At 35.1% G+C, this 21895-nt stretch carries 27 protein-coding genes and 1 pseudogene; 14 read left to right on the plus strand and 14 right to left on the minus strand.

The window, feature by feature from the left end:
• Positions 1-58 precede the first annotated feature (58 nt).
• Positions 59-457, plus strand: coding sequence for an SseB family protein (locus ACLBXA_RS15070; RefSeq protein ID WP_000435265.1), 399 nt, complete (start codon positions 59-61; stop codon positions 455-457).
• A 27-nt stretch (positions 458-484) separates the two neighbouring features.
• Here the strand turns inward: ACLBXA_RS15070 and ACLBXA_RS15075 are convergent, their stop codons facing one another.
• Positions 485-1405, minus strand: a complete 921-nt coding sequence (locus ACLBXA_RS15075) for a S66 peptidase family protein (RefSeq protein ID WP_000640066.1) — start codon at positions 1403-1405, stop codon at positions 485-487.
• A 115-nt stretch (positions 1406-1520) separates the two neighbouring features.
• On the opposite strand from ACLBXA_RS15075, the gene ACLBXA_RS15080 reads away from it, so the two are divergent.
• Positions 1521-2609 (plus strand): NAD(P)H-dependent flavin oxidoreductase, encoded by a 1089-nt coding sequence (locus tag ACLBXA_RS15080; RefSeq protein ID WP_000495271.1) that lies wholly within the window; start codon positions 1521-1523, stop codon positions 2607-2609.
• Between the two features lie 21 nt (positions 2610-2630).
• On the opposite strand, the gene dltD is transcribed toward ACLBXA_RS15080, so the two are convergent.
• The 5 genes from dltD to ACLBXA_RS15105 form a co-directional block, all read right to left on the minus strand.
• Positions 2631-3806, minus strand: a complete 1176-nt coding sequence (dltD, locus tag ACLBXA_RS15085; RefSeq protein WP_001030287.1) for a D-alanyl-lipoteichoic acid biosynthesis protein DltD — start codon at positions 3804-3806, stop codon at positions 2631-2633.
• Positions 3803-4042, minus strand: a complete 240-nt coding sequence (gene dltC, locus ACLBXA_RS15090) for a D-alanine--poly(phosphoribitol) ligase subunit DltC (RefSeq protein WP_000807310.1) — start codon at positions 4040-4042, stop codon at positions 3803-3805. Before dltC ends, dltD begins: the two co-directional genes overlap by 4 nt.
• A gap of 68 nt (positions 4043-4110) precedes the next feature.
• A complete protein-coding gene (gene dltB, locus ACLBXA_RS15095; RefSeq protein WP_000127955.1) occupies positions 4111-5286 on the minus strand; it encodes a D-alanyl-lipoteichoic acid biosynthesis protein DltB in 1176 nt (391 codons plus the stop codon).
• A complete protein-coding gene (gene dltA, locus ACLBXA_RS15100; RefSeq protein WP_000770497.1) occupies positions 5283-6797 on the minus strand; it encodes a D-alanine--poly(phosphoribitol) ligase subunit DltA in 1515 nt (504 codons plus the stop codon). Before dltA ends, dltB begins: the two co-directional genes overlap by 4 nt.
• 12 nt (positions 6798-6809) lie before the next feature.
• A complete protein-coding gene (locus tag ACLBXA_RS15105; RefSeq protein ID WP_000440293.1) occupies positions 6810-6956 on the minus strand; it encodes a teichoic acid D-Ala incorporation-associated protein DltX in 147 nt (48 codons plus the stop codon).
• Positions 6957-7293: 337 nt separating this feature from the next.
• Here ACLBXA_RS15105 and ACLBXA_RS15110 point away from each other — a divergent pair, with 337 nt between their 5' ends.
• The 5 genes from ACLBXA_RS15110 to ACLBXA_RS15130 all read left to right on the plus strand — a co-directional run bounded on the left by ACLBXA_RS15110 (position 7294) and on the right by ACLBXA_RS15130 (position 10514).
• Positions 7294-8463, plus strand: coding sequence for an amidohydrolase (locus ACLBXA_RS15110; RefSeq protein WP_001082809.1), 1170 nt, complete (start codon positions 7294-7296; stop codon positions 8461-8463).
• A 224-nt stretch (positions 8464-8687) separates the two neighbouring features.
• Positions 8688-8864 carry a hypothetical protein gene (locus ACLBXA_RS15115; RefSeq protein WP_000929009.1) on the plus strand — a complete coding sequence of 59 codons (177 nt, stop codon included), beginning with the start codon at positions 8688-8690 and terminating at the stop codon, positions 8862-8864.
• Positions 8857-9303, plus strand: a complete 447-nt coding sequence (locus ACLBXA_RS15120) for a flavodoxin (RefSeq protein ID WP_000041154.1) — start codon at positions 8857-8859, stop codon at positions 9301-9303. Before ACLBXA_RS15115 ends, ACLBXA_RS15120 begins: the two co-directional genes overlap by 8 nt.
• Positions 9304-9327: 24 nt before the next feature.
• Positions 9328-10101 (plus strand): hypothetical protein, encoded by a 774-nt coding sequence (locus ACLBXA_RS15125; RefSeq protein ID WP_000544580.1) that lies wholly within the window; start codon positions 9328-9330, stop codon positions 10099-10101.
• A 251-nt stretch (positions 10102-10352) separates the two neighbouring features.
• Positions 10353-10514: a hypothetical protein gene (locus tag ACLBXA_RS15130; protein WP_000651086.1), complete on the plus strand. Its 162-nt coding sequence runs from the start codon at positions 10353-10355 to the stop codon at positions 10512-10514.
• A 2-nt stretch (positions 10515-10516) separates the two neighbouring features.
• Here ACLBXA_RS15130 and ACLBXA_RS15135 read toward each other — a convergent pair whose 3' ends face one another.
• Positions 10517-11419, minus strand: a complete 903-nt coding sequence (locus tag ACLBXA_RS15135) for an aminoglycoside phosphotransferase family protein (RefSeq protein WP_000378990.1) — start codon at positions 11417-11419, stop codon at positions 10517-10519.
• 83 nt (positions 11420-11502) lie between these two features.
• Here ACLBXA_RS15135 and ACLBXA_RS15140 point away from each other — a divergent pair, with 83 nt between their 5' ends.
• Positions 11503-12021 (plus strand): hypothetical protein, encoded by a 519-nt coding sequence (locus tag ACLBXA_RS15140; protein ID WP_002083113.1) that lies wholly within the window; start codon positions 11503-11505, stop codon positions 12019-12021.
• Positions 12022-12102: 81 nt separating this feature from the next.
• Here ACLBXA_RS15140 and ACLBXA_RS15145 read toward each other — a convergent pair whose 3' ends face one another.
• From ACLBXA_RS15145 to ACLBXA_RS15155, 3 genes are all read right to left on the minus strand, one after another.
• Complete coding sequence (locus ACLBXA_RS15145) at positions 12103-12252, minus strand: hypothetical protein (protein ID WP_000744623.1); 150 nt, start codon at positions 12250-12252, stop codon at positions 12103-12105.
• A gap of 17 nt (positions 12253-12269) precedes the next feature.
• A complete protein-coding gene (locus ACLBXA_RS15150) occupies positions 12270-12443 on the minus strand; it encodes a hypothetical protein (protein WP_000341062.1) in 174 nt (57 codons plus the stop codon).
• A gap of 76 nt (positions 12444-12519) precedes the next feature.
• Positions 12520-13878: an MATE family efflux transporter gene (locus ACLBXA_RS15155; protein WP_000665558.1), complete on the minus strand. Its 1359-nt coding sequence runs from the start codon at positions 13876-13878 to the stop codon at positions 12520-12522.
• 186 nt (positions 13879-14064) lie between these two features.
• Between ACLBXA_RS15155 and uppP the strand changes: the two genes are divergently transcribed.
• Positions 14065-14856, plus strand: coding sequence for a bacitracin resistance undecaprenyl-diphosphatase (uppP, locus tag ACLBXA_RS15160; protein WP_000796263.1), 792 nt, complete (start codon positions 14065-14067; stop codon positions 14854-14856).
• A gap of 30 nt (positions 14857-14886) precedes the next feature.
• Here the strand turns inward: uppP and ACLBXA_RS15165 are convergent, their stop codons facing one another.
• Positions 14887-15474, minus strand: coding sequence for a thioredoxin family protein (locus tag ACLBXA_RS15165; protein WP_003260458.1), 588 nt, complete (start codon positions 15472-15474; stop codon positions 14887-14889).
• A gap of 33 nt (positions 15475-15507) precedes the next feature.
• A pseudogene (locus ACLBXA_RS15170) lies at positions 15508-15938 on the minus strand (regulatory YrvL family protein).
• A 161-nt stretch (positions 15939-16099) separates the two neighbouring features.
• Between ACLBXA_RS15170 and ACLBXA_RS15175 the strand changes: the two are divergent.
• Together ACLBXA_RS15175 and ACLBXA_RS15180 are read left to right on the plus strand one after the other, a co-directional pair.
• Positions 16100-16519 carry a MarR family winged helix-turn-helix transcriptional regulator gene (locus ACLBXA_RS15175; RefSeq protein WP_000081433.1) on the plus strand — a complete coding sequence of 140 codons (420 nt, stop codon included), beginning with the start codon at positions 16100-16102 and terminating at the stop codon, positions 16517-16519.
• 155 nt (positions 16520-16674) lie between these two features.
• Positions 16675-16830 carry a hypothetical protein gene (locus ACLBXA_RS15180; protein WP_000184928.1) on the plus strand — a complete coding sequence of 52 codons (156 nt, stop codon included), beginning with the start codon at positions 16675-16677 and terminating at the stop codon, positions 16828-16830.
• A gap of 22 nt (positions 16831-16852) precedes the next feature.
• On the opposite strand, the gene ACLBXA_RS15185 is transcribed toward ACLBXA_RS15180, so the two are convergent.
• Positions 16853-18088, minus strand: a complete 1236-nt coding sequence (locus ACLBXA_RS15185; protein ID WP_000814811.1) for a dicarboxylate/amino acid:cation symporter — start codon at positions 18086-18088, stop codon at positions 16853-16855.
• 1185 nt (positions 18089-19273) lie between these two features.
• Between ACLBXA_RS15185 and ACLBXA_RS15190 the strand changes: the two genes are divergently transcribed.
• Positions 19274-20617 carry a TrkH family potassium uptake protein gene (locus ACLBXA_RS15190; RefSeq protein ID WP_000454114.1) on the plus strand — a complete coding sequence of 448 codons (1344 nt, stop codon included), beginning with the start codon at positions 19274-19276 and terminating at the stop codon, positions 20615-20617.
• A gap of 35 nt (positions 20618-20652) precedes the next feature.
• Here the strand turns inward: ACLBXA_RS15190 and ACLBXA_RS15195 are convergent, their stop codons facing one another.
• On the minus strand, positions 20653-21027 hold the full coding sequence (locus tag ACLBXA_RS15195) for a hypothetical protein (RefSeq protein WP_000136546.1): 375 nt from the start codon (positions 21025-21027) through the stop codon (positions 20653-20655).
• A 188-nt stretch (positions 21028-21215) separates the two neighbouring features.
• Here ACLBXA_RS15195 and ytfJ point away from each other — a divergent pair, with 188 nt between their 5' ends.
• Together ytfJ and ACLBXA_RS15205 are read left to right on the plus strand one after the other, a co-directional pair.
• A complete protein-coding gene (ytfJ, locus tag ACLBXA_RS15200) occupies positions 21216-21683 on the plus strand; it encodes a GerW family sporulation protein (RefSeq protein WP_000204240.1) in 468 nt (155 codons plus the stop codon).
• A gap of 108 nt (positions 21684-21791) precedes the next feature.
• Positions 21792-21881, plus strand: coding sequence for a hypothetical protein (locus ACLBXA_RS15205; protein WP_000608225.1), 90 nt, complete (start codon positions 21792-21794; stop codon positions 21879-21881).
• Positions 21882-21895: the final 14 nt, after the last annotated feature.

The following is a 21895-nucleotide window of genomic DNA, read 5'->3' on the forward strand; positions in this document are numbered from 1 at the left end:
AAATAAGAATATTTCGTATAATCTAAGTACAATCATTTTGAAATAGGGGTGGCATCATATGGAGCAAATTTCAGTAAAGAAATTAGAAGAGGTACTTGTTGTAGCAGGGGATGATAAACAGAAGCAAAAGGAATTTTATGAATTGCTCTTATCTACTGAGTTTTATGTTGCTGGTTCACTAGAAGCAGAGGACGGGGCAACAGAAGGAATACTTCGTTTGCGTCATTTCCAAGGAGAAGGTAGATGGATCGTTCCGTTCTTTACACAAATGGAATTTGTAAAAGATGTGTTGCCAGAAGGAACGCCCCTTATTACGATACGTGGGAAAGAGTTATTTGGTAGCATTGAGAAAGATGCTACAGCTGTATTAAATGTTGGCACTGATATAAGTAAAACATTTATTCCAGAAGAAATTGCAGATATCGCATCTGGACGAATTTTTAATTATTATAAGTAAAAGGAAAAGCGTAATCGCTTTTCCTTTTTAATTTGAACATGGAGTGGCTATACCAGAAGAAATAGAGACTGTTTTATTATTTGTGTTTATTGTCGCTGTAGCTCCAAGTGGAATACCGATGTTTGGACTTATATGTCCAATTGGTAAACCGAATAGGACAGGTATATGATATGGCGCGAAATATTCATATAATATTGTTTGCAATGATTGAGATGGCTTTGAAGGAGTGCAGTCGTGACAACTTGTGAAAATAACGCCCCTGCATTCATTAAACTTTCCAGATAAAAGTAGCTGATTTAACATACGGTCAATGCGGTACGGTTCTTCACCAATGTCTTCAAGTAATAAAAGTGTATTGTCCGTATTTATCTCGTAGGGCGAGCCAATTATACTTGTTAACACAGCTAAATTTCCTCCAACTAACGTACTTGTAACTGTACTGTGAGAGCTAGGTACGATACATTCTGATGCAGATAAAATGGTTGAATACGGATGGAATAGCTGATTAAAAGAGGATAAAGATAGGGAATCAATACCTTTTCCTAGTTCTTCAATCATCGGGCCATGAAATGTTATAAGCTTTGCATAACGTGAAACAGCAGTATGTAAAGCTGTAATATCGCTATATCCCCAAAAGATTTTTGGATTCTGCCTAATAACTTCATATTGAATGTGAGGAAGAAGACGAGCACTTCCATAACCACCTCGTGCACAAAAAATTGCCTTCACTTCATTATTTGTAAATGCTTCATGTATATCGTCAAGCCGAACTTGATCACTTCCGGCTAAAAATCCATATTTCTCGTAAACACTCTTCCCGATTATTACGGATAACCCCATCTCTTGTAATACATTCACACCTTTTAATACATTTTCGATTGTAGGTGGACCAGATGGTGCAATAATCATTACTGTATCACCTTGTTTTAATGCATTTGGATAAATCATTAAGCTCAGCCTCCTTATCTTTCAATATATTCGCTTCATATGAAGTTCAACCCTTGCAAAAGCAGGGGAAAGCTTATCAAATAAAGAAGATATAAGGGAAATAGGAGGGAAAATGATGTTTACAAGTCGAGTAACAGACATATTAAAAATTGAGTATCCCGTTGTTCAAGCCGGTATGGCAGGCGCGATTACGACGCCAGAACTCGTTGCAGCAGTAAGTAATAGCGGAGGATTAGGGACGCTTGGAGCGGGCTATATGAGCCCAGAACAAATTTGTGAAGCGATTTATAGAATAAGAGAACTAACAGATAAGCCTTTCGGTGTTAATTTACTTGTAACGAAAGAGATACAAATAGAAGAAGAGAAGGTAAATGAGGCGAAAGTATTACTAAGCGGAGTGAATAGAGAATTAGGTATAGAAGTAGAAGGAACGTTAAAGCTTCCAAAAAGCTATAAGGAACAATTACAAGTGCTATTAGATGAAAAAGTACCGGTCGTTAGTTTTGCATTTCAAACGTTAGAAAAAGAAGAAATAAATGATTTAAAAAGAAGTGGAATAAAAGTTATCGGAACAGCTACCCATGTGAAGGAAGCGAAAGTACTTGCCGAGCTAGGAGTAGATATTATTATCGGACAAGGTAGCGAAGCAGGAGGGCATAGAGGAACGTTTATTGGGAAAGAACGAGATGCTATGATTGGTACTTTTGCGTTAGTACCTCAGTTAGTAGAAGCTGTTCCGCATATCCCAATTGTTGCAGCAGGTGGTGTAATGAACGGACAAGGGCTTGTTGCGGCATTGGCACTAGGAGCAGAAGGTGTTCAAATGGGATCGGCCTTTTTAACAAGTGAAGAGAGTATTACGCACGATGTGTATAAAGAAGCGGTTTTACATAGTACAGATACGAGCACAACGGTAACTCGTGCGTTTTCCGGGAAATATGCACGGGGTATCCGGAATGAATTTATAGAGAGACATGAAGGAAAAGAAGAAGGGCTTCCGATGTATCCAGTGCAAAACGTATTAACTTCTAAAATACGCCAAGAGGCAGCGAAGCAAAATAAGGAAGAATATATGTCACTTTGGGCAGGACAGGCAGCATCGTTGGCACGAATCGAATCAGCTCAGCATGTAGTGGAGCGAGTTATGAAAGAAGCGGAGAATGCAATCGAGCAATTACAAAATATATACAAAAAGACCACTTGAGTAATTCAAGCGGTCTTTTCATTAGTTTGCTTTATAAAATTGTTGGATGGCTTCGTCGATGTAAACCCAGCCTTTCCAACCTAAGTGCATATGATCTTTTAAGAAGTATTTATCGTATTCATGATTTGAGAAGTCGGCAATTGGATAACCAGCTTTTTCGATTTGCTCATGAACTTTCTTATAGTATGCTTCACGGCGTTCTTTCGGGAAGCCAGCGTAGTCGTACCAAGGACCTTTGACAGGAACAGAAATGAAGAGCGGTTTTGCACCAGATTGTTTTAATAAATCAAGTACAATTTGTAAATCTTCATATTCTGGCGATTGGTCATAAGCATCATTTTTTAAGTAACCTTCACGTTGTTTTAATTTTTTCTTAATTTTGCTATTGAAATAATCATCTTCAATACCGTATTCATTAGATCCAGATTCTACTGCACCTGTTTGATCCGCATGTTTACGAGCCTCTTCCCAGTTCATTTGTTTTAATGAAGGATCAAGCTTTTCTTTGTGCGGTTTAATATTAAACATAGCTGTAAATAAATCTTTACGATCTAAAATGTTACGATAAATATAAGCGAAAGGTTTAGCAGCAAGTGCTTTTACTTTATACTTCGTATCATCATAAGCAATGCCTTCAAGCGAAATTTTTAATAAAGTTTCTTTTTTTACAATCTCAAAGTTTAATAAACGCTTTGCAATTTGTTTTTTCATTTCAGGTTTTAAATCATTGTTGAAAATGAAATGGTAACCTTGTTGCTTTGAAAAGTTAGGTGCAAAGTGCGTTTCATCAATACCTTGTGGTACAAACCATTGCGGAGAAAGAACGAATACCATTTTCTTATCTTTCAATTGATCCATTGTAGATGCGAAGTTTAACACATGTACAAGGTCTTGTGTTCCGCCGCGTCCAAGAAGGAATGGTGTGAACCCTTCAGGCTTTACTTTAAAATAATTAGATGGATGGAAAGCATCCATACGTGCGAATTCCGATGAACCGTACATCGGAAGATATTTTGGATTTGCTAACATCTTTTGCTGTAAAATCATACTTTGAATTTTTTCTTCTTTTAAAGAAGTAGCAGCTTGTTCTACTTTTTCATCACTTAAAAGTGGAAGTAGGAAGCGCGTTGGAATAAGTAAGAATACAGCAAAAAGGGCCAATGCTAAAAGCATCGGACCAAATTTTGCTTTGTTCATCGGATTTCTTCCAATTTTTTAATAACCATGTTTGGTGTAGCCCACTCGTCACGGTCAAAATCAGAAATAGAAACTTCAATATCTAAACGCTCTTGGAATTCAACTAATAAAGATACTACAGCGAAAGAATCAAGGATACCTTCTTCAAATAATTGAACATCTAAGTTTTCTTTCACAATATCGTTTTCACATACTTCTTCTAAAATATCTAATACTTGCTCTTTGAATTCTGCCATTTTTAAAATCTCCTTTATATCCGAAATATATTATATGTGCAACTTCTTAATGGAATAAGAAGGGTGCATTAAAAGTATCTGTTAAGGTGTCCAGAGAAGATTAGGAAACCGAAACATACAACGTGGAACGTAATTACAATCGCAAGGATGCGTGTAAATTTAGTGTTTGGCCAAAACTTATGCTTCTTGTTTTTTCGTTCGAAAATATCGAATAAAATAAACAGTGCGGCATGATATAGACCATAAATAATATACTGCGCAACAGCGCTTCCTTGGATATGCCAAATTCCCATAATGAAAAAGTTTAAAAATGCACCGATATATGAAATTGTGTAACGGTTCTTAATTAACTTTTTCTTCGTTGCAAAAAAGACGAAACGCATGTAAATAAAATCACGGAACCAGAATGATAAACTCATGTGCCAGCGGTTCCAGAAGTCTTTAATATTACGACTAAGGAATGGCTTATTAAAGTTTTCTGGCGTTTTAATTCCCATCATATAACTTACACCAATTACAAAAGAGCTATAACCAGCAAAATCAAAGAATAGATATAAGCTATAGCTATACATGTAAATCATATTTGAAAAGATTGTATCGTGTTGAGCGAATGCTGGATCCATACAATATTGCTTTATTAAGTAAGCAATAATAAATTTATACAAGAAACCTTGGAAAATACGATTTAGTCCTGTATATAGTAAATTTTGATATTCTTCAGCGCTAGGTGGCTTTTGAATATCTTTTTGGAATCTTCTGTAACGATCGATAGGTCCTGTTGAAATTGCAGGGAAGAATAAAACGAATTCCCAGAAGTTAAAGAAAGAAAGCTCTTTAATTAAACCATCACGAACTTCAAATACCATTTGAACTGCTCTGAATGTTACGTAAGATATACCTAGAAAAACAACAAGTTTTAACTCAGGTAATAACGATGCAAATGGTGCGATTTTTGCCAAAATAAGAGGCAAAATCGATAAAATAACAGCTATGCAAAATGTGAATGTACTATTATTTTGTTTTCTTAAAATTAAATAGCCTTTAATAAGGGCATATTGCCAAATAATAAATGCAGCTAACATCATTGCTTGCTTTGGTTTATCTGAGAAGATAATAGCAAGCATGACTAATGTTAAAACGGCATTATATTTACGCAACATTTTACCTTTTAATCCAGCTATGATAGTAGGTATTAATAAAATGCCCACTATAGCGAAAAAATAAAATGATCCATATGCGGTCATGCTGTAACCTCACTCAATAATTTTTTGCGATCTACCTTTCCATTTGGTGTCATTGGAATAGAAGATTGATACATGAATTTACGTGGAATCATGTAGTTTGGTAATCGCTCATTGAGTTCTTTTTTGATTGCAGATGTTAATTTGAATTCTTTTTCAAACGAATGCTCTCCAGGAACAACAACCGCTAATAAATAATCGTATTTCTCACCTTTTTTAATTGGAACGATAACTGCTCCCTCAACGTAAGAACACGCACGAAGGTGATGCTCAATTTCTTCTAATTCCATTCGATAACCATGCAGCTTAATTTGGAAATCAAGACGACCATTATAGAATAGAAGACCATTTTCTACATAGCCAGCATCGCCTGTTTTATAGGCACGCTCACCGTCAATCATAGTAAATGCTTTTTCTGTTAATTCAGGGCTTCCTAAGTATCCAACGCTTACGCTTGGACCGACAATTACGATTTCACCTTTTTCACCATCAGGTGCAATCGTGCCATCTTCTTTCATAATAAGAAGGCGACAGTCTGATTTACAATAGCCAACTGGAAGTGATTTGTATTGATCAAGTACTTCTTCTGTAACGTGAATACCTGTTACAGCGACAGTAGCTTCTGTTGGACCGTACGTATTCATAATTGTTGCATTTGGGAAACGCTCAATTAATTTTCTAGCTACTTCATTTGGTAATACTTCACCACAGAATAAGAATGTTTTCATGTTCGGTAGCATACTCTCAGAGAAGGATGCTTCCATTAAACACATTTCAGCGAAAGAAGGTGTGGAAGTCCATACTTGTATATCCGATTGCTCTAAAGAAGCAAACAAGTCTTTTGGACGCGCAATCATATCTTTATCGATTGCCCAAAGTGTACCACCTGTTACTAATGATGGGTAAATATCCATGACAGATAAATCGAATGAGAAAGGTGCTTGGTTTAAGAATACTTGCCCTGTTTGTAAGTTAAAATCTTCTACAGCCCATTTTGTAAAGCTAACAAGGCAGTTATAAGTAATCTGAACCCCTTTCGGATTACCTGTGCTTCCTGATGTGTAAATAATGTAGAAGTTCTCATCACCTTTTACCGCATGTTCAGGATTTGGAGTGTTCCCTTTATGAGTAAAGAAAATATCTTTTAAGTTGTCTTCACTTACGATGCGAACTGGTAAATCAGTTACAGTTACTGCTGCTGCCGATAAAAGTAATTTCGCACCAGAATTTTCAGCGATACGTTGTACACGATCAGCTGGGATAGATAAATCTACAGGAATATAAGCATGTCCAGCTTTTACACATCCTAAAAAGTTAATAATCATTTCAGGTTGCATATGGCCATACACCATAATTGGTGAACGATCATCTGGATACGCAGAAGAAATCCAATGTGCTAACGCATCAGAATCTTCCTTTAATTGTTTGTACGTAATTTTCGCATCTCGCCAAACAAAAGCAGTTTGATCAGGCGTTTCAATAGCCCACTTTTCAATTAGTTCTAATAACTTCATAACGTTCCCACCCTAGAATTCATTGTAAATAAATGTACTTGTGTTTGTATCATGGAATCCATACAACCAAAGTAATGCAAATAAAATTGCAAGATAATAAACCGTCTTTGCAACCCATTGTGTGAGTGGTCGAGACCATATCTCTTTTAATCTTTCCATGTCTTTCCCTCTCTTAATGAAATAATAGCTCTTTGTAGGTATCATGTCCTACATTATTGTGAAAAAAACAAAATCCCACATTTTAGGTAAAAATAAGTCAAAAGGCTCTTTTCTGATATTAGCACTAAATACTAAAAAAGAAAATCCCTAACTTAGCAATTATATTACATTCAGCATGAATTTGTAATGGGTTTGATATGTAAATAGAAAGTGGATTGTGTGAATACATAAAAGTGGACTATAAGAATACGTAAAAATGCAGTATTTGCTTTTATTAATCATTTAAGACGGAGTAAAATTTAAAATTTCTAGTTCTTTTGAAAAGGAGGAAATTATCATGAATAGAGTGTGGAAGAGTCTAATTTCGGAAGAAAATATCGTGAAATGGAGAAGGCATTTTCATAAGTATCCGGAATTATCATTTCATGAAAAAGAAACTTCGCAATTTATATATGATACATTATGCTCGTTTTCTTCTTTTGAAGTAACGAGACCGACGAAGTATAGTGTACTAGCAATTAAAAGAGGCGTGAAGCAAGGGAAAGTGATTGCGATTCGAGCTGATATAGATGCTTTACCAATCCAAGAGGAGACAAGGAAATCTTATACGTCTGTAAATAAAGGAGTGATGCATGCATGTGGGCACGATGCTCATGCAGCTATTTTATTAAGTACAGCAGAGATGTTATCAAATATGAAGGAAGAGTTTGTAGGGGAAGTTCGTCTATTCTTTCAGCATGCAGAAGAAGCATACCCTGGTGGTGGACAAGAAATGGTCGAGGCGGGCGTTATGGACGGTGTTGATTATGTAATAGGTTTACATGTTATGTCTGGATTGGAGAGCGGAAAGATAGGTATTGCGTATGGGCCAATGATGGCAGCTCCAGACGTATTTACAGTTGAGATTCAAGGCAAAGGAGGACATGCAGCACGTCCAGAAGAAACGATTGACCCTATTGCTATCGGAGCACAGATTATTACAAATTTACAACATATCGTATCAAGAAATACAAGTGCTTTCATGCAAAGAGTCGTTTCAGTTACGCAGTTCCATGGGGGAATGGCTGATAATATTATTCCAAGTACAGCAACTTTAATGGGAACTGTACGTTCTTTTAATCAAACATTAAGAATAGAAGCAGAAGGGAAAATCGAAAAAATTGTGAAAGGAATTACAGAAGCACATGGAGGATCGTATACATATACGTATCGATATGGATATGATCCGGTTATTAATGATGAATATATTACGAAAATAGTAGAAGAAAGTGCACTACATTTGTTTGGGAATGAGCGTGTTGTTAAGCTTGAACCTTCTATGGGTGGGGAAGATTTTTCAGCATATTTAAGAAAAGCACCCGGTTGTTTCATTAAATTAGGAACAGGTAATGAAAATATATATACTTGTTATCCACATCATCATCCGAAATTTGACGTGGATGAATCAGCATTAATTTGTGGAGTGGAGCTATTCTTAGAGACTACTATAAGATTACTAAAATCATAGAAAAACAAAAAAAGGCAACTGCGCTCTATCGCAGTTGCTTTTATTTCTTTCCGTCAGAGAGGGCTGAGAAAGAACTATGCTCATTTATAGTATATGAATAGCTAACGGACAAGCTTGTACATTTTAATCATTTTTTTAAAAATAGTTGTTGACATTGATAATCAATGTCAATTAATCTAAATATAGTTGAAATTGATAATTATTATCAATAGGATGGATGCGACATGTTAATGAGAAAAAAATTTCACCTTCTACGGAGGGGATTAAAAGATAAAAATAAAGATGTTGATCAGCATATGGAATGGCAACGAAATGTAATTCGGTCTGAATATGTAGATGAGAAGAAGAGCATTCAAACAGAAAAAGAGATACAAAGTAAAGGGAGAGGTTCAGTTGAGTAAGTTAGTAATGATTTTTGCAAGTATGAGTGGAAATACAGAGGAAATGGCTGACCATATTGCCGGCGTAATTCGTGAAACAGAAAATGAAATTGAAGTTATTGATATTATGGATTCACCAGAAGCTTCTATATTGGAACAGTATGATGGAATTATTTTAGGTGCATACACATGGGGAGATGGTGATCTTCCTGATGATTTCTTAGATTTTTATGATGCAATGGATTCTATTGATTTAACTGGGAAAAAAGCGGCCGTATTCGGATCATGTGATTCGGCTTATCCGAAATACGGAGTGGCGGTTGACATTTTAATAGAAAAGCTACAAGAGCGCGGAGCAGCAGTTGTGTTAGAAGGACTAAAAGTAGAATTAACGCCAGAAGATGAAGATGTAGAAAAATGTTTACAGTTTGGAGCTAAATTTGTAAAACACCTTTCTTAATGGCAGAAGGGAGCTGAAGAGCAAGTGCATGAGAAAATCTCAATCAAAACGATGACAGATTATCATTTGTATGATTTTATGCGGTGTCCGCATAAATTTTATTTTCGTCATATAAAAAGAAGAGAACCTTCTTCATTTGAATGGCAACAAATAGCGCAAATGATTGTGAATCAAATTATTAACGAGTATTACACGCTACCTGCGGGTCAACAAACGAAAATTGTACTTTTAATATTAATAGAAAAGTATTGGAAAAAAGTAAGGATTAATATGTTTGCTTCGAAGACGGAGTACTATATTGTATTAGCGAAGCTAACGGATCACTTATTACAGTTTGTTGAAAGGGATGATAGTCAGACACCACCATTGTTTTTATACGAGAAGTTTCAAACATATATGGAAGAGTTAGGTGTCCACATGTCATTGACATTTGAAGTTGGTGAGTGGAATGCTGAGTCGTTTGTAATTAAAAAGTATGTTGTCGATGCGGATGAGGAAATGCTTGCTCTTTGTCAGAAGCTAATGACAGTATTCAGTTATAAAGCTTTCGGCGTTCTTCCAGGAAAAATTGAAGTTATTAATTTAATAGAAGGAACTAAGTATGAGTACATTCCGAAACAAGAAGATATTATAACTGGAATGGCTGATTTATCTAGAATGAAAGAAATGTTACAGCAACCTGAGCATTATACTGAGCGTCATTTTCGTTCTGAGTGTATAAGTTGTGCGTTTCGTAGTGAATGCCAAAGGGAAGAAGTAAAGAAAGAAGCGAAACAGAAGAAAAATATAGTTCATTAAAGGATGCAACTTTGCATCCTTTTTTGTTATTGACATGAAAAGCTTTTCATCATTTACGGTATATTTGTAGCAGATTTTAATAAAGTGAAATTTTAATTAGTGGGGTTTTGTTCATCACCCACTGATTATTAGCCTTAACCAATCGGGCTTTAACGGGCAGCCCGACCCCCACCTAACTTCTTTGCTTCCGCTGAATTTTGAGGTGGGGGTCTTACTGCCCGCAAATAGCGGGATAAAGGGAGGAATAATCAATGAAAGATGAAACGAAAGTATTTCAATGGTTAAAAGAACAAAATGCTCCTTTTGAAATTCAACTGCAAATCTTACAGGCATTTCAATTGTATAAAGTTATTGTTGAAATGGATAAAAAGTTAATGATGTATGAGGAAAGAGTATACAGGGAGAGAATGTAATCTCATCCCTGTAATATCGTTTTTAGCTGTTCTGTACTTGTAATGAATTCGAGTTCATTCTCTGACTCAAAGTTATAAATAATATTATGTAGTAAAGGACTGTATTGATAAAAGGTAGTAATGCGGTGAATGAGTAATGGATCATGATGAGAAATAAGTGTACTGTACTGTTCATATACAGATGTAGTAAACTCATGTCCGAAATCATAATATAGTCCTGCAAAATCAAAAGCAGGATCGCCAATTTGCGCATCACCAAAATCGATAACACCTGAAATGCTTTTGTTCTGCTTGTTAAATAAAATGTGATGATGTGTAAAATCAGCGTGAATGATTGTGTTTTGAAAAGTGGATGTAGCTAAACATGCAAAGAAATTTTCAAATAAGCGATTTAAGGCTAGTTTCTGTAATGAAGTAAGGTTAGTAGTGAGATATTGGTTTAATTTTGTTTGTAGCTCTTTCCAGTAGGTACATGTTTTTCTAATAGGGAAACATAGCGTTGTAACTTGGTTTAAAGGAATACTATGTAGTACCGCAAGGAAAGTAGCTAATTTTGTAATAATTGCTTTCAGCTCTGTATCCTCCAGCGTGGCAATTGTTTCTGTTTTTAATGGTTCACCATGAATGAGAGTATAGTAACTACAAAGAGGAACCTCATCAGATTCATTTTTATAAATTAGGTGATATTGTGGAACTTTGATTTCTTGTAGTGATTGAGTGAGAATTGTGCATAGTTCTTTTTCTAACGGAATTCGCATTGCATATTCCTGTTTTCGCGGGAAACGAAACAGTAGCTCATCATTTACTATAACTGCTACATTATCCCATCCTCCTTTATTTTGTTTATATGAACGTATAGAAAGATTAGGCAAAGCTTCTTTTATATAATGTTTGTAAGAGTCCATAATTGTTCCTCGTTTCTGAGTTAAGTTATTCTACTTTATGATATCAGAATTTTCTTTCTATATGTTAAAATATAGCTATCATTATGAAGAAGGGCGGGAGTATTACGAAAAAAAGATTGTTAATCATTTCTCTATGTATCGCTTTTGTATTGTTTTGGTCATATAAAGAGAAGGTTTTTGCTACCTTTAAACCGATTGATCAGTACGAGTTAAATAAGGAATTAAAGAACAAAAGTATAGAAAATTTAACTCATAATGAAATGAAAAAGGTAGGAGAGCATTTTGTGACCGAGCAACTATCAGTGTTTGAGTTTACTAATAAAGAAGATGTGAAACGAAAAGGTGAAGAACTATTTTTAAATAGAGGGTATGAACAATTAATGGGAAATTATTATCCAAATCGTTTTCAAGATTTAGAGTATAAATTTACAAACGAGGAGATACGTGAAGAGACCGATGAGAGTTTTCTTTATCAAGCTGTAGCGTACGTTGCGGGTACTGAAAATGGTAAGAGAAGCAAAATGAAATTGAATTATGAAGTGAAAATTGTAAAGGTTAATAATATATTTATGGTGCTAGAACAAAAGCAGCGCGTACAATAAAGGAAATTCATTGCTCAATAGAACATTTGGGGGTGTACTACTTAATGCGGAATAAAAAGGCCCTCAAGGAATCAAGGGCCTTTAAAGATTTTCATTTTGTTGACCAAGTTCTTTTTGAGCAATATATAAATTTCCTTGCTCGACTTGTTTAAGTGTATGAACAGAATCTCCTGCATATCCTTTTTGTGTTTTAACAGTTCTTTTTGAACGATTGGAATTTTGTTTCTTCATATAATAGGCACCTTTCATCAAAAATAAACGAAAATGATAAGTATGAGTAATACAGCAGCGAAAATGGTAATGCCCATTAAAAACGAAGTGTTTTTATATTTAGGTGGCTTATGTACATCTTGCCGATATCCAGGTGAAATTTCAGGGGCAAATTCTTCATCGAATGATTGCTTTTTTTCTTTGTCGTCCATATGTACCCACCTTTCTTTTTCATTATATTACACGTTACAAGAAAAAATATGCATAAAGAAAACAGCCGCTTTATTATTAGCGGCTGTTTTGTGTTGCATATTTTCGTTGTACTTGAAAGAGACGGATAAGTAGGAAGGCAGCGCCAAATGCTAGACCGATAATAAGACCGATCCAATAGCCTTTTGCGGCCCATTCTGTATACGTTGCTAGTATGTAACCTAGTGGTAGACCTATTATCCAATAAGCAATTAAAGTCATAATTAGAGCAACATTTACATCTTTATAACCACGCAGAGCTCCTTGTACAGGGGTTGCAATTGCATCTGAAATTTGAAATAAAATCGCAAAGATAAGAAATTCTTTTGCTAAATGATGAACTTTTGCATCTGTCGTATAAATAGAAGCAATTTGATTATCAAAGAAGTAGAGAAGAATCGAATATAATAAAGCAAAGGCAAGGGCTAATCCAATTCCAATCAGTCCGTATTGTTTTGCATTATCGTAACGTTTTGCTCCGACTTCGAATCCGACTGCAATAGTCATTGCCATTGCTAAACTTAGCGGAGTCATATATAACAAGGAAGCAAAGTTCATAGCTGCTTGGTGAGCTGCAATAGTTGTCGTACTAAAATTACTCATCATAAGCGTTACCGCAGCGAAAATACTTGTTTCAAAAAAGATAGCAAATCCGATAGGGACGCCAAGCTTTAAGAATGCTGTCCAACTCGAAAGAGAAGGACGATATAATTGTTTGAAAATGTTAAAAGAGGCAAAAGGCTCTTTCGTCTGAATAATAATGACTGTAATAATTAAAATGCACCAATATGTTGCAGTGGAAGCAATTGCTGCTCCGACACCACCAAGCTTTGGGAAACCGAAGTTACCAAAAATTAATAGGTAATTTAATATTACGTTAATTGGTAATGATAGTAATGTAATAATCATCGTTGTTCGAGTTTTTCCTAATGCATCAATAAATCCACGTAAAACAGTGTACGTGAATAAAGGTATAATTCCTATTGCGATAATACTTAAAAATTGAGCTGCAATTCGTTCCACAGGTTCTTCTAAGCGCATGCCGTTTAAAATAGGTGAAACGACGAAGAAACCGATGAGGATAACAACGAAGCTAGCACAAATTGCTAAATAAACTGCTTGTATGACAACGTGGGGAACGTCCTCTTTTTTCTTGGATCCAACGAGCTGTGCAACAATGGGAGTAGTAGCCATTAAAATTCCTGTTAATCCCGTACTAACTGGAAGCCATATACTTGTTCCAATTGCAACACCTGCTAAATCAGTTGGACTTGCATGTCCTGACATTGTTGTATCAAAAAAACTCATCGCAAATAATGACATTTGCGTTACGAAAATCGGAAAAAATAGTAATACAAATTGCTTTAACTTTTGTGAGAATGAAGTAGTTTCTTTCATAAAATCCCCTTTCCGTATAAAAAAACAAACTCTTACTATCATACAATTTAATCAAAGATTAGAAAAGAAATACGCGCCTACAACATATGAAACCAATAAAAAAAGGATGCACTTTGAAAAGGGATAAGGTATTATGATAAGGTGTGAAAAAATTACATATTATTTGTTATTAAGGAGGCACTACTTGTGGCTGATTGGTTAATTGGTTTAATCATGGGTGCTGTTGAAGGGTTAACAGAGTTTCTACCAGTATCATCAACAGGACATATGATTTTAACAGGACATTTAATTGGATTTGAAGATGAGAGAGCGAAAGTTTTCGAAGTTGTTATCCAATTGGGATCGATTTTAGCAGTTGTTGTTATATTCTGGAAGCGTCTATGGTCGTTAGTTGGAATAGGAAAAGTAACAGACGGACCATCGTTAAATTTATTACATATTATTATCGGGATGATTCCTGCCGGGGTACTTGGCGTATTATTCCATAGCACTATTAAAGAGGTTTTATTTGGTCCAGGACCAGTTGTTATTAGCTTAGTAGCCGGTGGTATTTTAATGATTGTTGCTGAGAAGTTTTCAAAACCAAGTACAGCAAGAACGTTAGATGAAATCACATATAAACAGGCATTTACAATTGGAATGTTCCAATGTTTAGCTCTTTGGCCAGGGTTTTCTCGTTCTGGTTCTACAATCAGTGGTGGTTTATTAGCTCGCGTGTCGCATACAGCGGCAGCTGAATATACGTTCATTTTAGCGGTACCGATGATGGTAGCTGCAAGTGGGTTAGATTTAATTAAAAGCTGGGATGTATTAAGCTCAGCAGATATAACGCTATTTGTAACAGGATTTGTAACTGCATTCGTTGTTGCGATGCTTGCAATTGTTTCATTCTTGAAATTATTATCTCGTGTAAAACTAACACCGTTCGCTTACTATCGTTTCATTTTAGCTGCGGTATTCTATTTCTTCATTATGTAATAAAAAAAACTGCCGAGCTCGGCAGTTTTTTTATTTTACTATTTTTTCCACCATATTTTCCATTACATGCTCCCAAAGAGAAGTATCATCAGCTAATGTAGCACGGAAATTAGCATACATTTCTTTTTGTTTTTCTTCGAATGTTGGATCTTCTTTTTCAGGTAATGTAGCGCGCATTGAAGTTACTAATTCTTGTACTTTTGGAGCGCGTGGTCCAAAGACGGCTTGTTCATTTCCATCTTTATCAATGAAAATAAAGATTGGAATCGCACGTGCTGTTCCATTTGTTAAATATTGATCCATTAATTCTAAGTTTTCATCGCGAATTAATAAACTCATATCAATATTTGCAACTTCAGAAATTCGTTTCATAACAGGTACGCATAAAAGAGCATCGCCACACCAATCAGCAGTTAATACGATAACACGCCAGCCGTCATTTTGACGTTCTTCTAATACAGGAAGTAATTCATTTGGAATTAAAAAGTTATTGTAAATGTGTAGTAGCTCGTATTGGTTTACTTGCATTTCATTCACATATGTATCAAAGGACATACCTTTATCAGCCCATTGTTGTAAGTTCATAATTAACACCTCTTTAGTAAGATTTGCTTTCATTGTACCAATTTTTATATAGAAAAGCTTGTATTCTTACTCTTTCTCGTCACTTAATAATTTATTTAAGAGGAAAAAGAATAGTACGACACATAATTCAGCTGTGTTGGACATTTGTACGCTTTCTATCCAATTATCAGCAGTATGAATGACGAACCAATCTAGTGTAATTTCAATGAACGAGAAAAGAGTAATAGAAATCCAATTTGGCATGTTTTGTGTCAGTGGATATAGCAGCGCTTTGAAGAAACTGAAGATGAAAAATGTAATACTGTCTAAGAAAGTGATTAATAAAAAAAGAGAAGTAACGCAGTACGTGAACTATACTCTATACCTGTAATTTGAAAGATTCCTACATATACAAAAAATATAAATGCAAAAACGATAATGAGAAAAAGAGCAATAATACTAGTGATAATCGTTTTATCTTTTAGGCTGAGATTTGAGAATTTCTCCTCCTCATGCATTAAAATACCCCCTTTTTCTGGAAGTTAACTTCATTTTATCATGAAATACCTATTAAAAAACTACGAATTATGGGAAAATAAGGTGACAAAAAGTAAGATTTCATGTAAAATTATTAATAAGGTTTTTATTTAACTAAATGAAATAAAAGGAGCTGTCAAAGTTGTCTCAAAATCGAGAGCAATTAATGGAAGAACTATCGACAAATGTGTTTGCTATGTTTCGCACATTGCGTAATGATATCGGAAAAATATTCGGTGGTTACATACCGTGGAATGAATTCATCGTCCTGAGAATATTAAATCGTACGAATAAAGAAATGGTATCGCGTGTAGCAAATGAATTAAATGTGTCGAATAGTCATATTACAGCTGTTACAGAAAAATTAATTAATAAAGGTTTTGTAACTCGTTCACGTTCTACATCGGATCGCCGAGTTGTGTATTTAGAGATTACAGAACAAGGGAAAGATTTAGTTGCGAAAATGGAAGATGCGAAAAAACAATATTTACAAGAAAGATTCTCTGCACTTTCAGAAGATGAAATGAGTGTAATGATTTCGATTTCCAAAAAACTTATTTAAGTGATTATAAACAAGAAAACGCTTACGTGATGAAAAAGAAGATCTTCCTTATATATGGAAGGTCTTCTTTCGTGTGTAGTAGATGTTAAAAAATAAAATGTGTATGAAAAAAGATAGAGCGCCATACTACTAATACAAGGAAGGGAGGGAGAAATATGACGAATCGTAACGGTAGTAAAGGGAGCGGTAATCAAGGATCACCAAAGTCCGGCCAGTTTAATCAGGAATTTAGCACTGAATTTGAAACTGGTAATGATAATAAAGGGAAAGAATATCGTTCGAAAAAAGGAAGTAAATCAAAAAAGGAGTGAATATATTCACTCCTTTTTTGATTTAAGATGCTGCCGATTGATCAGTATTATATTTTTCTTCTGATTTTGCGACAATCATTGCACAAATTGCATCACCAGAAATGTTTACAGCTGTTCTTGACATATCTAGAATACGGTCAATACCAATAATTAAAGCGATACCTTCTACTGGTAGATTTACTTGATTTAAAACCATTGTAAGCATTACAAGTCCAACACCTGGTACACCAGCAGTACCAATACTAGCTAGTACAGCAGTTAATACGACCATAGCTAATTGCGGTAATGTAAGTTCAACTCCGTATACTTGAGCGATAAATACAGTTGCTACCCCTTGCATAATAGCGGTACCATCCATATTAATCGTTGCACCGAGTGGTTGTACAAATGAGCTGATTGCTTTTGGAACTCCAAGCTTCTCTTGTGCGGTTTTCATTGCAAATGGAAGAGATGCATTAGAGCTAGATGTGCTAAATCCAATTGCCATTACCGGTCCGAAATGCTTAAAGAACCGGACGATACTTTCTTTTGCTAAAACCTTTAATAGGCCGCCATATACAAAGACCCCGTGAATAATGAGTACTAACATAACGACAATCATATACTTGAACATCGCAGCGACGCCTGCAAGACCCATTTTACCAACGGATGAAGCGAGCAAACCGAATGTTCCAATTGGGGCTAATTTCATAACGAGATTAACAAGATACATCATTAATTCGTTGCCCTGTTCAAGTAATGAATGGATACCTTGAACTCGTTTTCCTAAAATAGCTATACCGAGTCCAATCAATACGGCAAAGGCAATGATTTGTAACATGTTTCCGTCAGCCATTGCTTTTGCTGGGTTATCTGGTACGATATTTAGCAATGTTTCGACGAAAGATGTTTCAGTTTTTGCACCTTCATACTTAAGACCTTCTGTTTTAAAATTACCGCCAGCTCCTGGTTTTATAATAAGTGCAAATGTAACCGCTATAGAGATGGCAACCGCAGTTGTTACGAGAAAGAATGAAATTGATTTTAAACCGATTCTTCCAAGTTGTTTCGGATCTCCAAGGCCGGCAGCACCAAGTACGATAGAAATGAATACAACAGGAACAACTAGCATTTTAATAAGGCGAATAAACAATTGACCAATTGGGTTGAACACATATTGATTTAGTGGCTCAAAGATAGATGGAGCGGCTAAATTTAGAGTGAGTCCAACAACTAGACCTAGAAATAATGCGATTAAGATTGCTTTTGTTTGTTTCAATAAAATCCCCCCTTTTGTTTGTGCGAAAGTTCTTTCTAAAGTAATTATACCGAAAAAATACCTAATTTAACAATATTTTCTGAATTTTTTGTTTTTATTTAAGTGTAGATAGACTGATTTTGTGTTTGGAAAATAAAATAGACCATCACATAGGATGGTCTAGGGAAGGGGACAATTTATGTCAATTTAATTAGGGATGGAAGCTGCTTTAAGACACTGGGGAATGTCTTAAAAATTAGGGAGGAACAACTTCGATACATATACTATAAAAGGTAGGTGTGACTCTCATGTGAACATAGGGTGAAAGAGAGAGGGAGTTTTAAAGAAAAGATAGAAAGACAAAAAAATAAGACCATCATTTATAAGATGGTCAAGGAAGGGGACAATTTATGTCAATTTAATTAGGGATGGAAGTTGTTCAAAGACACTGGGGAATGTCTTAAAAATTAGGGAGGAACAACTTCGATATATATACTATAAAAGGTAGGTGTGACTCTCATGTGAACATAGGGTGAAAGAGAGAGGGAGTTTTAAAGAAAAGATAGAAAGACAAAAAAATAAGACCATCATTTATAAGATGGTCAAGGAAGGGGACAATTTATGTCAATTTAATTAGGGATGGAAGCTATTCAAAGACACTGGGGAATGTCTTAAAAATTAGGGAGGAACAGCTTCGATACATATACTATAAAAGGTGGATGTGACCTCTGTGTGAACATAGAGTGAAAGAGAGAGGGAGTTTTAAAGAAAAGATAGAAAGACAAAAAAATAAGACCATCATTTATAAGATGGTCAAGGAAGGGGACAATTTATGTCAATTTAATTAGGGATGGAAGCTATTCAAAGACACTGGGGAATGTCTTAAAAATTAGGGAGGAACAGCTTCGATACATATACTATAAAAGGTGGATGTGACCTCTATGTGAACATAGAGTGAAAGATATGGGGATTTGAAAAATAGTACATATGAAATTGTTATTGCTAGCAATATTGAGCTAGGATATATAGTTTTCCAGCATAAAACAAAAAGGAATCTGAATATAAATAAAAGTTGTAATCTATGAAAAAAAGGATTATGCTCAACTATATTATAAGAATATAAGGTTTGTCCCAATTGTTTAAGGGCTTTTTAAAAGCTTTTTATTTATGAGGGGAAAGCTTCACTTTAATAAGGGAGTTAGTGATATGGAAGTAACAAAAAAACAAGGGCTGTATAATCGTCTTATACGATTAAACCCACCACAAATATTAGCATTAGGTTTTTTCTGCTTAATTGTGGTTGGCGGTTTGTTATTAAAGTTACCATTCGCAACGAAAGCACATATTAGTTGGGTAGATGCTTTCTTTACAGCAACGTCAGCAGCGACCGTAACTGGTTTGGGAGTAGTGGATACAGCAAGTACATTTACGATGTTTGGCGAAATTGTTATTATGTTTTTAATTCAAACAGGTGGTCTAGGTCTTATGACAATTGCCATTTTAATTGTTTGGGTATTAGGCAAAAAAATCGGATTACGCCATCGTTTATTAATTGGAGAAGCATTTAATCAAACAAATATAGGTGGTCTTGTAAAATTAGTAAAGCGTGTCTTTATATTTTCGATTTGTATTGAGCTTATTGGGGTCATCTTTTTATCGTTTCGCTTTATTCCAGAGTTTGGTTTTGGAAAAGGTTTATACTATAGTATTTTTCATGTAATTGCATCTTATAATAATGCAGGATTTGCTTTATGGCCAGATAATTTAACAAGATATGTAGGGGATCCCATTATTAATATTGGGATTTGCTCTTTAATTGTAATAGGTGGACTCGGTTTTACCGTATTAATTGATATATGGTATAGTCGCAGTTTTCGAAAATTATCACTTCACTCAAAAATAATGATTATTGGAACAGTAGTGTTAAATGTTATAGCAATGATTGTAATTTTTGTATTGGAATATAATAATGTGAAGACGTTAGGGAATTTATCTTTAAATGAAAAACTATGGGCTTCCTTCTTTCAAGGTATTACCCCGCGGACAGCTGGATTTAATACGATTGACTATGGAGGTATGGAAGAATCATCTATATTATTTACGATGATTTTAATGTTTATTGGTGCAGGAAGTGTATCAACAGGTGGAGGAATTAAATTAACAACGTTTGTTATCTTAATTACATCTGTCCTTTCTTTCTTTAGAAAAAAGGAAGAAATTGTTTTATTTCAGCGTACAATTAAAATGTCGACAGTAACGAGGGCCTTAGCGATTGCTGTTGCTAGTCAAATACTTATTTTTACAGCGGTATTTATATTAATGCTTACAGAAAACTTCAGCTTTATTCAATTATTATTTGAGACAATATCAGCGTTTGGCACAGTCGGATTAACGATGGGAATTACTGCAAAGCTATCGGCATTCGGAAAATGTATTATTATGTTTGTTATGTTTTGCGGATTAATTGGACCGTTAACACTTGTGTTTTCTTTAGCGCGACCAGCAAAACAAAAAATAAAATATCCATCGGAAGATGTGTTTACAGGATAAGGTATCCCGCGTTAAGCGAGATACCTTTTTCTTTTTTAGAACAGGGAGAACAATAAACCAATAAGTGCTACTCGGAATAAAATTGCGATAAGTGCAGCAATCCCACCGACAACTGCAGCGATACCGCCAGTTACAGTAGCTCCGCGATTATAAGCGTAAATACCGAGTAAAACAGAAACAAGACCAAATAGTGTTGGGAATGTAAATAGCGATAAGATAGATAGCGCAAGAGCGATAAAACCAGCAGTTGATCCAGCGGCGGATGATTTTACAACATCTTTATCGTCTTTATCATCGTAATCATAATCAATGCGTTGTGGTGCAACCTCAGCGGCGTACTCTTCTTTATAGTCACTATAATCACTATCTATTCTATCTCTTCTTTTATAATCATCAAATTTCTCAGTCAAAGTCATGACTCCTTTCATAACAAGGTTCAATAGTAGTATGTATCTCTTTTTCTTTTTTATCCTGCTATTTGTGGGAGTCGAGCTACGTACACATCCTACTGATTAAAGTTTCACTATACCGGAGCATGTACAGGGAGTAGTATCTTTTAAAAGGAGGAAAATGTTTTCTTGAAATAGGAAAAGTTAGTATGACTTCCTCTATTTTGGAAAGTATAAAAAGGAATAAAGAGGAAAGGGTGCAATACATAATGGAACATCCAATTGAAAATTTAATGAAAACGGCAATGACAAATTTAAAAGAGATGGTAGATGTAAATACAATTGTTGGGAGCCCGGTCTCAACAGCTGACGGAAATGTAGTATTAACAGTATCTCAGGTGGCTTTTGGTTTTGGAGCTGGTGGAAGTGATTTTAAAGGGGATTTCATTACTGAAAAACATAACGGTGGGCAAAATCAGCATAAAGAGAAAAAGCAAGGGCATCCATTTGGAGGAGGAAGCGGGGCTGGGGTTTCTATTAGCCCAGTTGCTTTTTTAGTAGTCGGTTCTAACGGTGTGCAAGTATTACACCTCAATAGTAGTACACATTTAATTGAAAAGGCTTTAAATACGGTACCAAGCACTGTAGATAAATTTGTAAATGGTCGCCAAAAGTGAACTTGCATTTTTTAGGAATTATGATATATTAGAAAAAGTGCGCTTTAGGATGATCGGAATAATTGAACTGTAAATATATATGATGTGTGGAATAAGGGAGAGGAATTTATGATTAATATCAAAAACTTAGTAGTTGGTTTATGTATGTTAGTAAGCGGTTTTGTTGTATATGTAATAAAAGAAAAAGCTCCATTCTAAAACAGACAAACCGT

It is taken from the genome of Bacillus sp. D48C (assembly GCF_053345735.1).

Coding starts and splice junctions, on each gene's coding strand:
- ACLBXA_RS15190 (WP_000454114.1), top strand. CDS start 19,274: ATGGAAGTAACAAAAAAACAAGGGCTGTATAATCGTCTTATACGATTA.
- dltC (WP_000807310.1), bottom strand. CDS start 4,042: ATGGCAGAATTCAAAGAGCAAGTATTAGATATTTTAGAAGAAGTATGT.
- dltB (WP_000127955.1), bottom strand. CDS start 5,286: ATGACCGCATATGGATCATTTTATTTTTTCGCTATAGTGGGCATTTTA.
- ACLBXA_RS15075 (WP_000640066.1), bottom strand. CDS start 1,405: ATGATTTATCCAAATGCATTAAAACAAGGTGATACAGTAATGATTATT.
- ACLBXA_RS15150 (WP_000341062.1), bottom strand. CDS start 12,443: ATGGACGACAAAGAAAAAAAGCAATCATTCGATGAAGAATTTGCCCCT.
- ACLBXA_RS15080 (WP_000495271.1), top strand. CDS start 1,521: ATGTTTACAAGTCGAGTAACAGACATATTAAAAATTGAGTATCCCGTT.
- ACLBXA_RS15165 (WP_003260458.1), bottom strand. CDS start 15,474: ATGAAAGCAAATCTTACTAAAGAGGTGTTAATTATGAACTTACAACAA.
- ACLBXA_RS15105 (WP_000440293.1), bottom strand. CDS start 6,956: ATGGAAAGATTAAAAGAGATATGGTCTCGACCACTCACACAATGGGTT.
- ACLBXA_RS15115 (WP_000929009.1), top strand. CDS start 8,688: ATGTTAATGAGAAAAAAATTTCACCTTCTACGGAGGGGATTAAAAGAT.
- ACLBXA_RS15110 (WP_001082809.1), top strand. CDS start 7,294: ATGAATAGAGTGTGGAAGAGTCTAATTTCGGAAGAAAATATCGTGAAA.
- ACLBXA_RS15180 (WP_000184928.1), top strand. CDS start 16,675: ATGACGAATCGTAACGGTAGTAAAGGGAGCGGTAATCAAGGATCACCA.
- ytfJ (WP_000204240.1), top strand. CDS start 21,216: ATGACTTCCTCTATTTTGGAAAGTATAAAAAGGAATAAAGAGGAAAGG.
- ACLBXA_RS15130 (WP_000651086.1), top strand. CDS start 10,353: ATGAAAGATGAAACGAAAGTATTTCAATGGTTAAAAGAACAAAATGCT.
- dltD (WP_001030287.1), bottom strand. CDS start 3,806: ATGAACAAAGCAAAATTTGGTCCGATGCTTTTAGCATTGGCCCTTTTT.
- ACLBXA_RS15145 (WP_000744623.1), bottom strand. CDS start 12,252: ATGAAGAAACAAAATTCCAATCGTTCAAAAAGAACTGTTAAAACACAA.
- ACLBXA_RS15205 (WP_000608225.1), top strand. CDS start 21,792: ATGATTAATATCAAAAACTTAGTAGTTGGTTTATGTATGTTAGTAAGC.
- ACLBXA_RS15070 (WP_000435265.1), top strand. CDS start 59: ATGGAGCAAATTTCAGTAAAGAAATTAGAAGAGGTACTTGTTGTAGCA.
- ACLBXA_RS15135 (WP_000378990.1), bottom strand. CDS start 11,419: ATGGACTCTTACAAACATTATATAAAAGAAGCTTTGCCTAATCTTTCT.
- dltA (WP_000770497.1), bottom strand. CDS start 6,797: ATGAAGTTATTAGAACTAATTGAAAAGTGGGCTATTGAAACGCCTGAT.
- ACLBXA_RS15155 (WP_000665558.1), bottom strand. CDS start 13,878: ATGAAAGAAACTACTTCATTCTCACAAAAGTTAAAGCAATTTGTATTA.
- ACLBXA_RS15140 (WP_002083113.1), top strand. CDS start 11,503: ATGAAGAAGGGCGGGAGTATTACGAAAAAAAGATTGTTAATCATTTCT.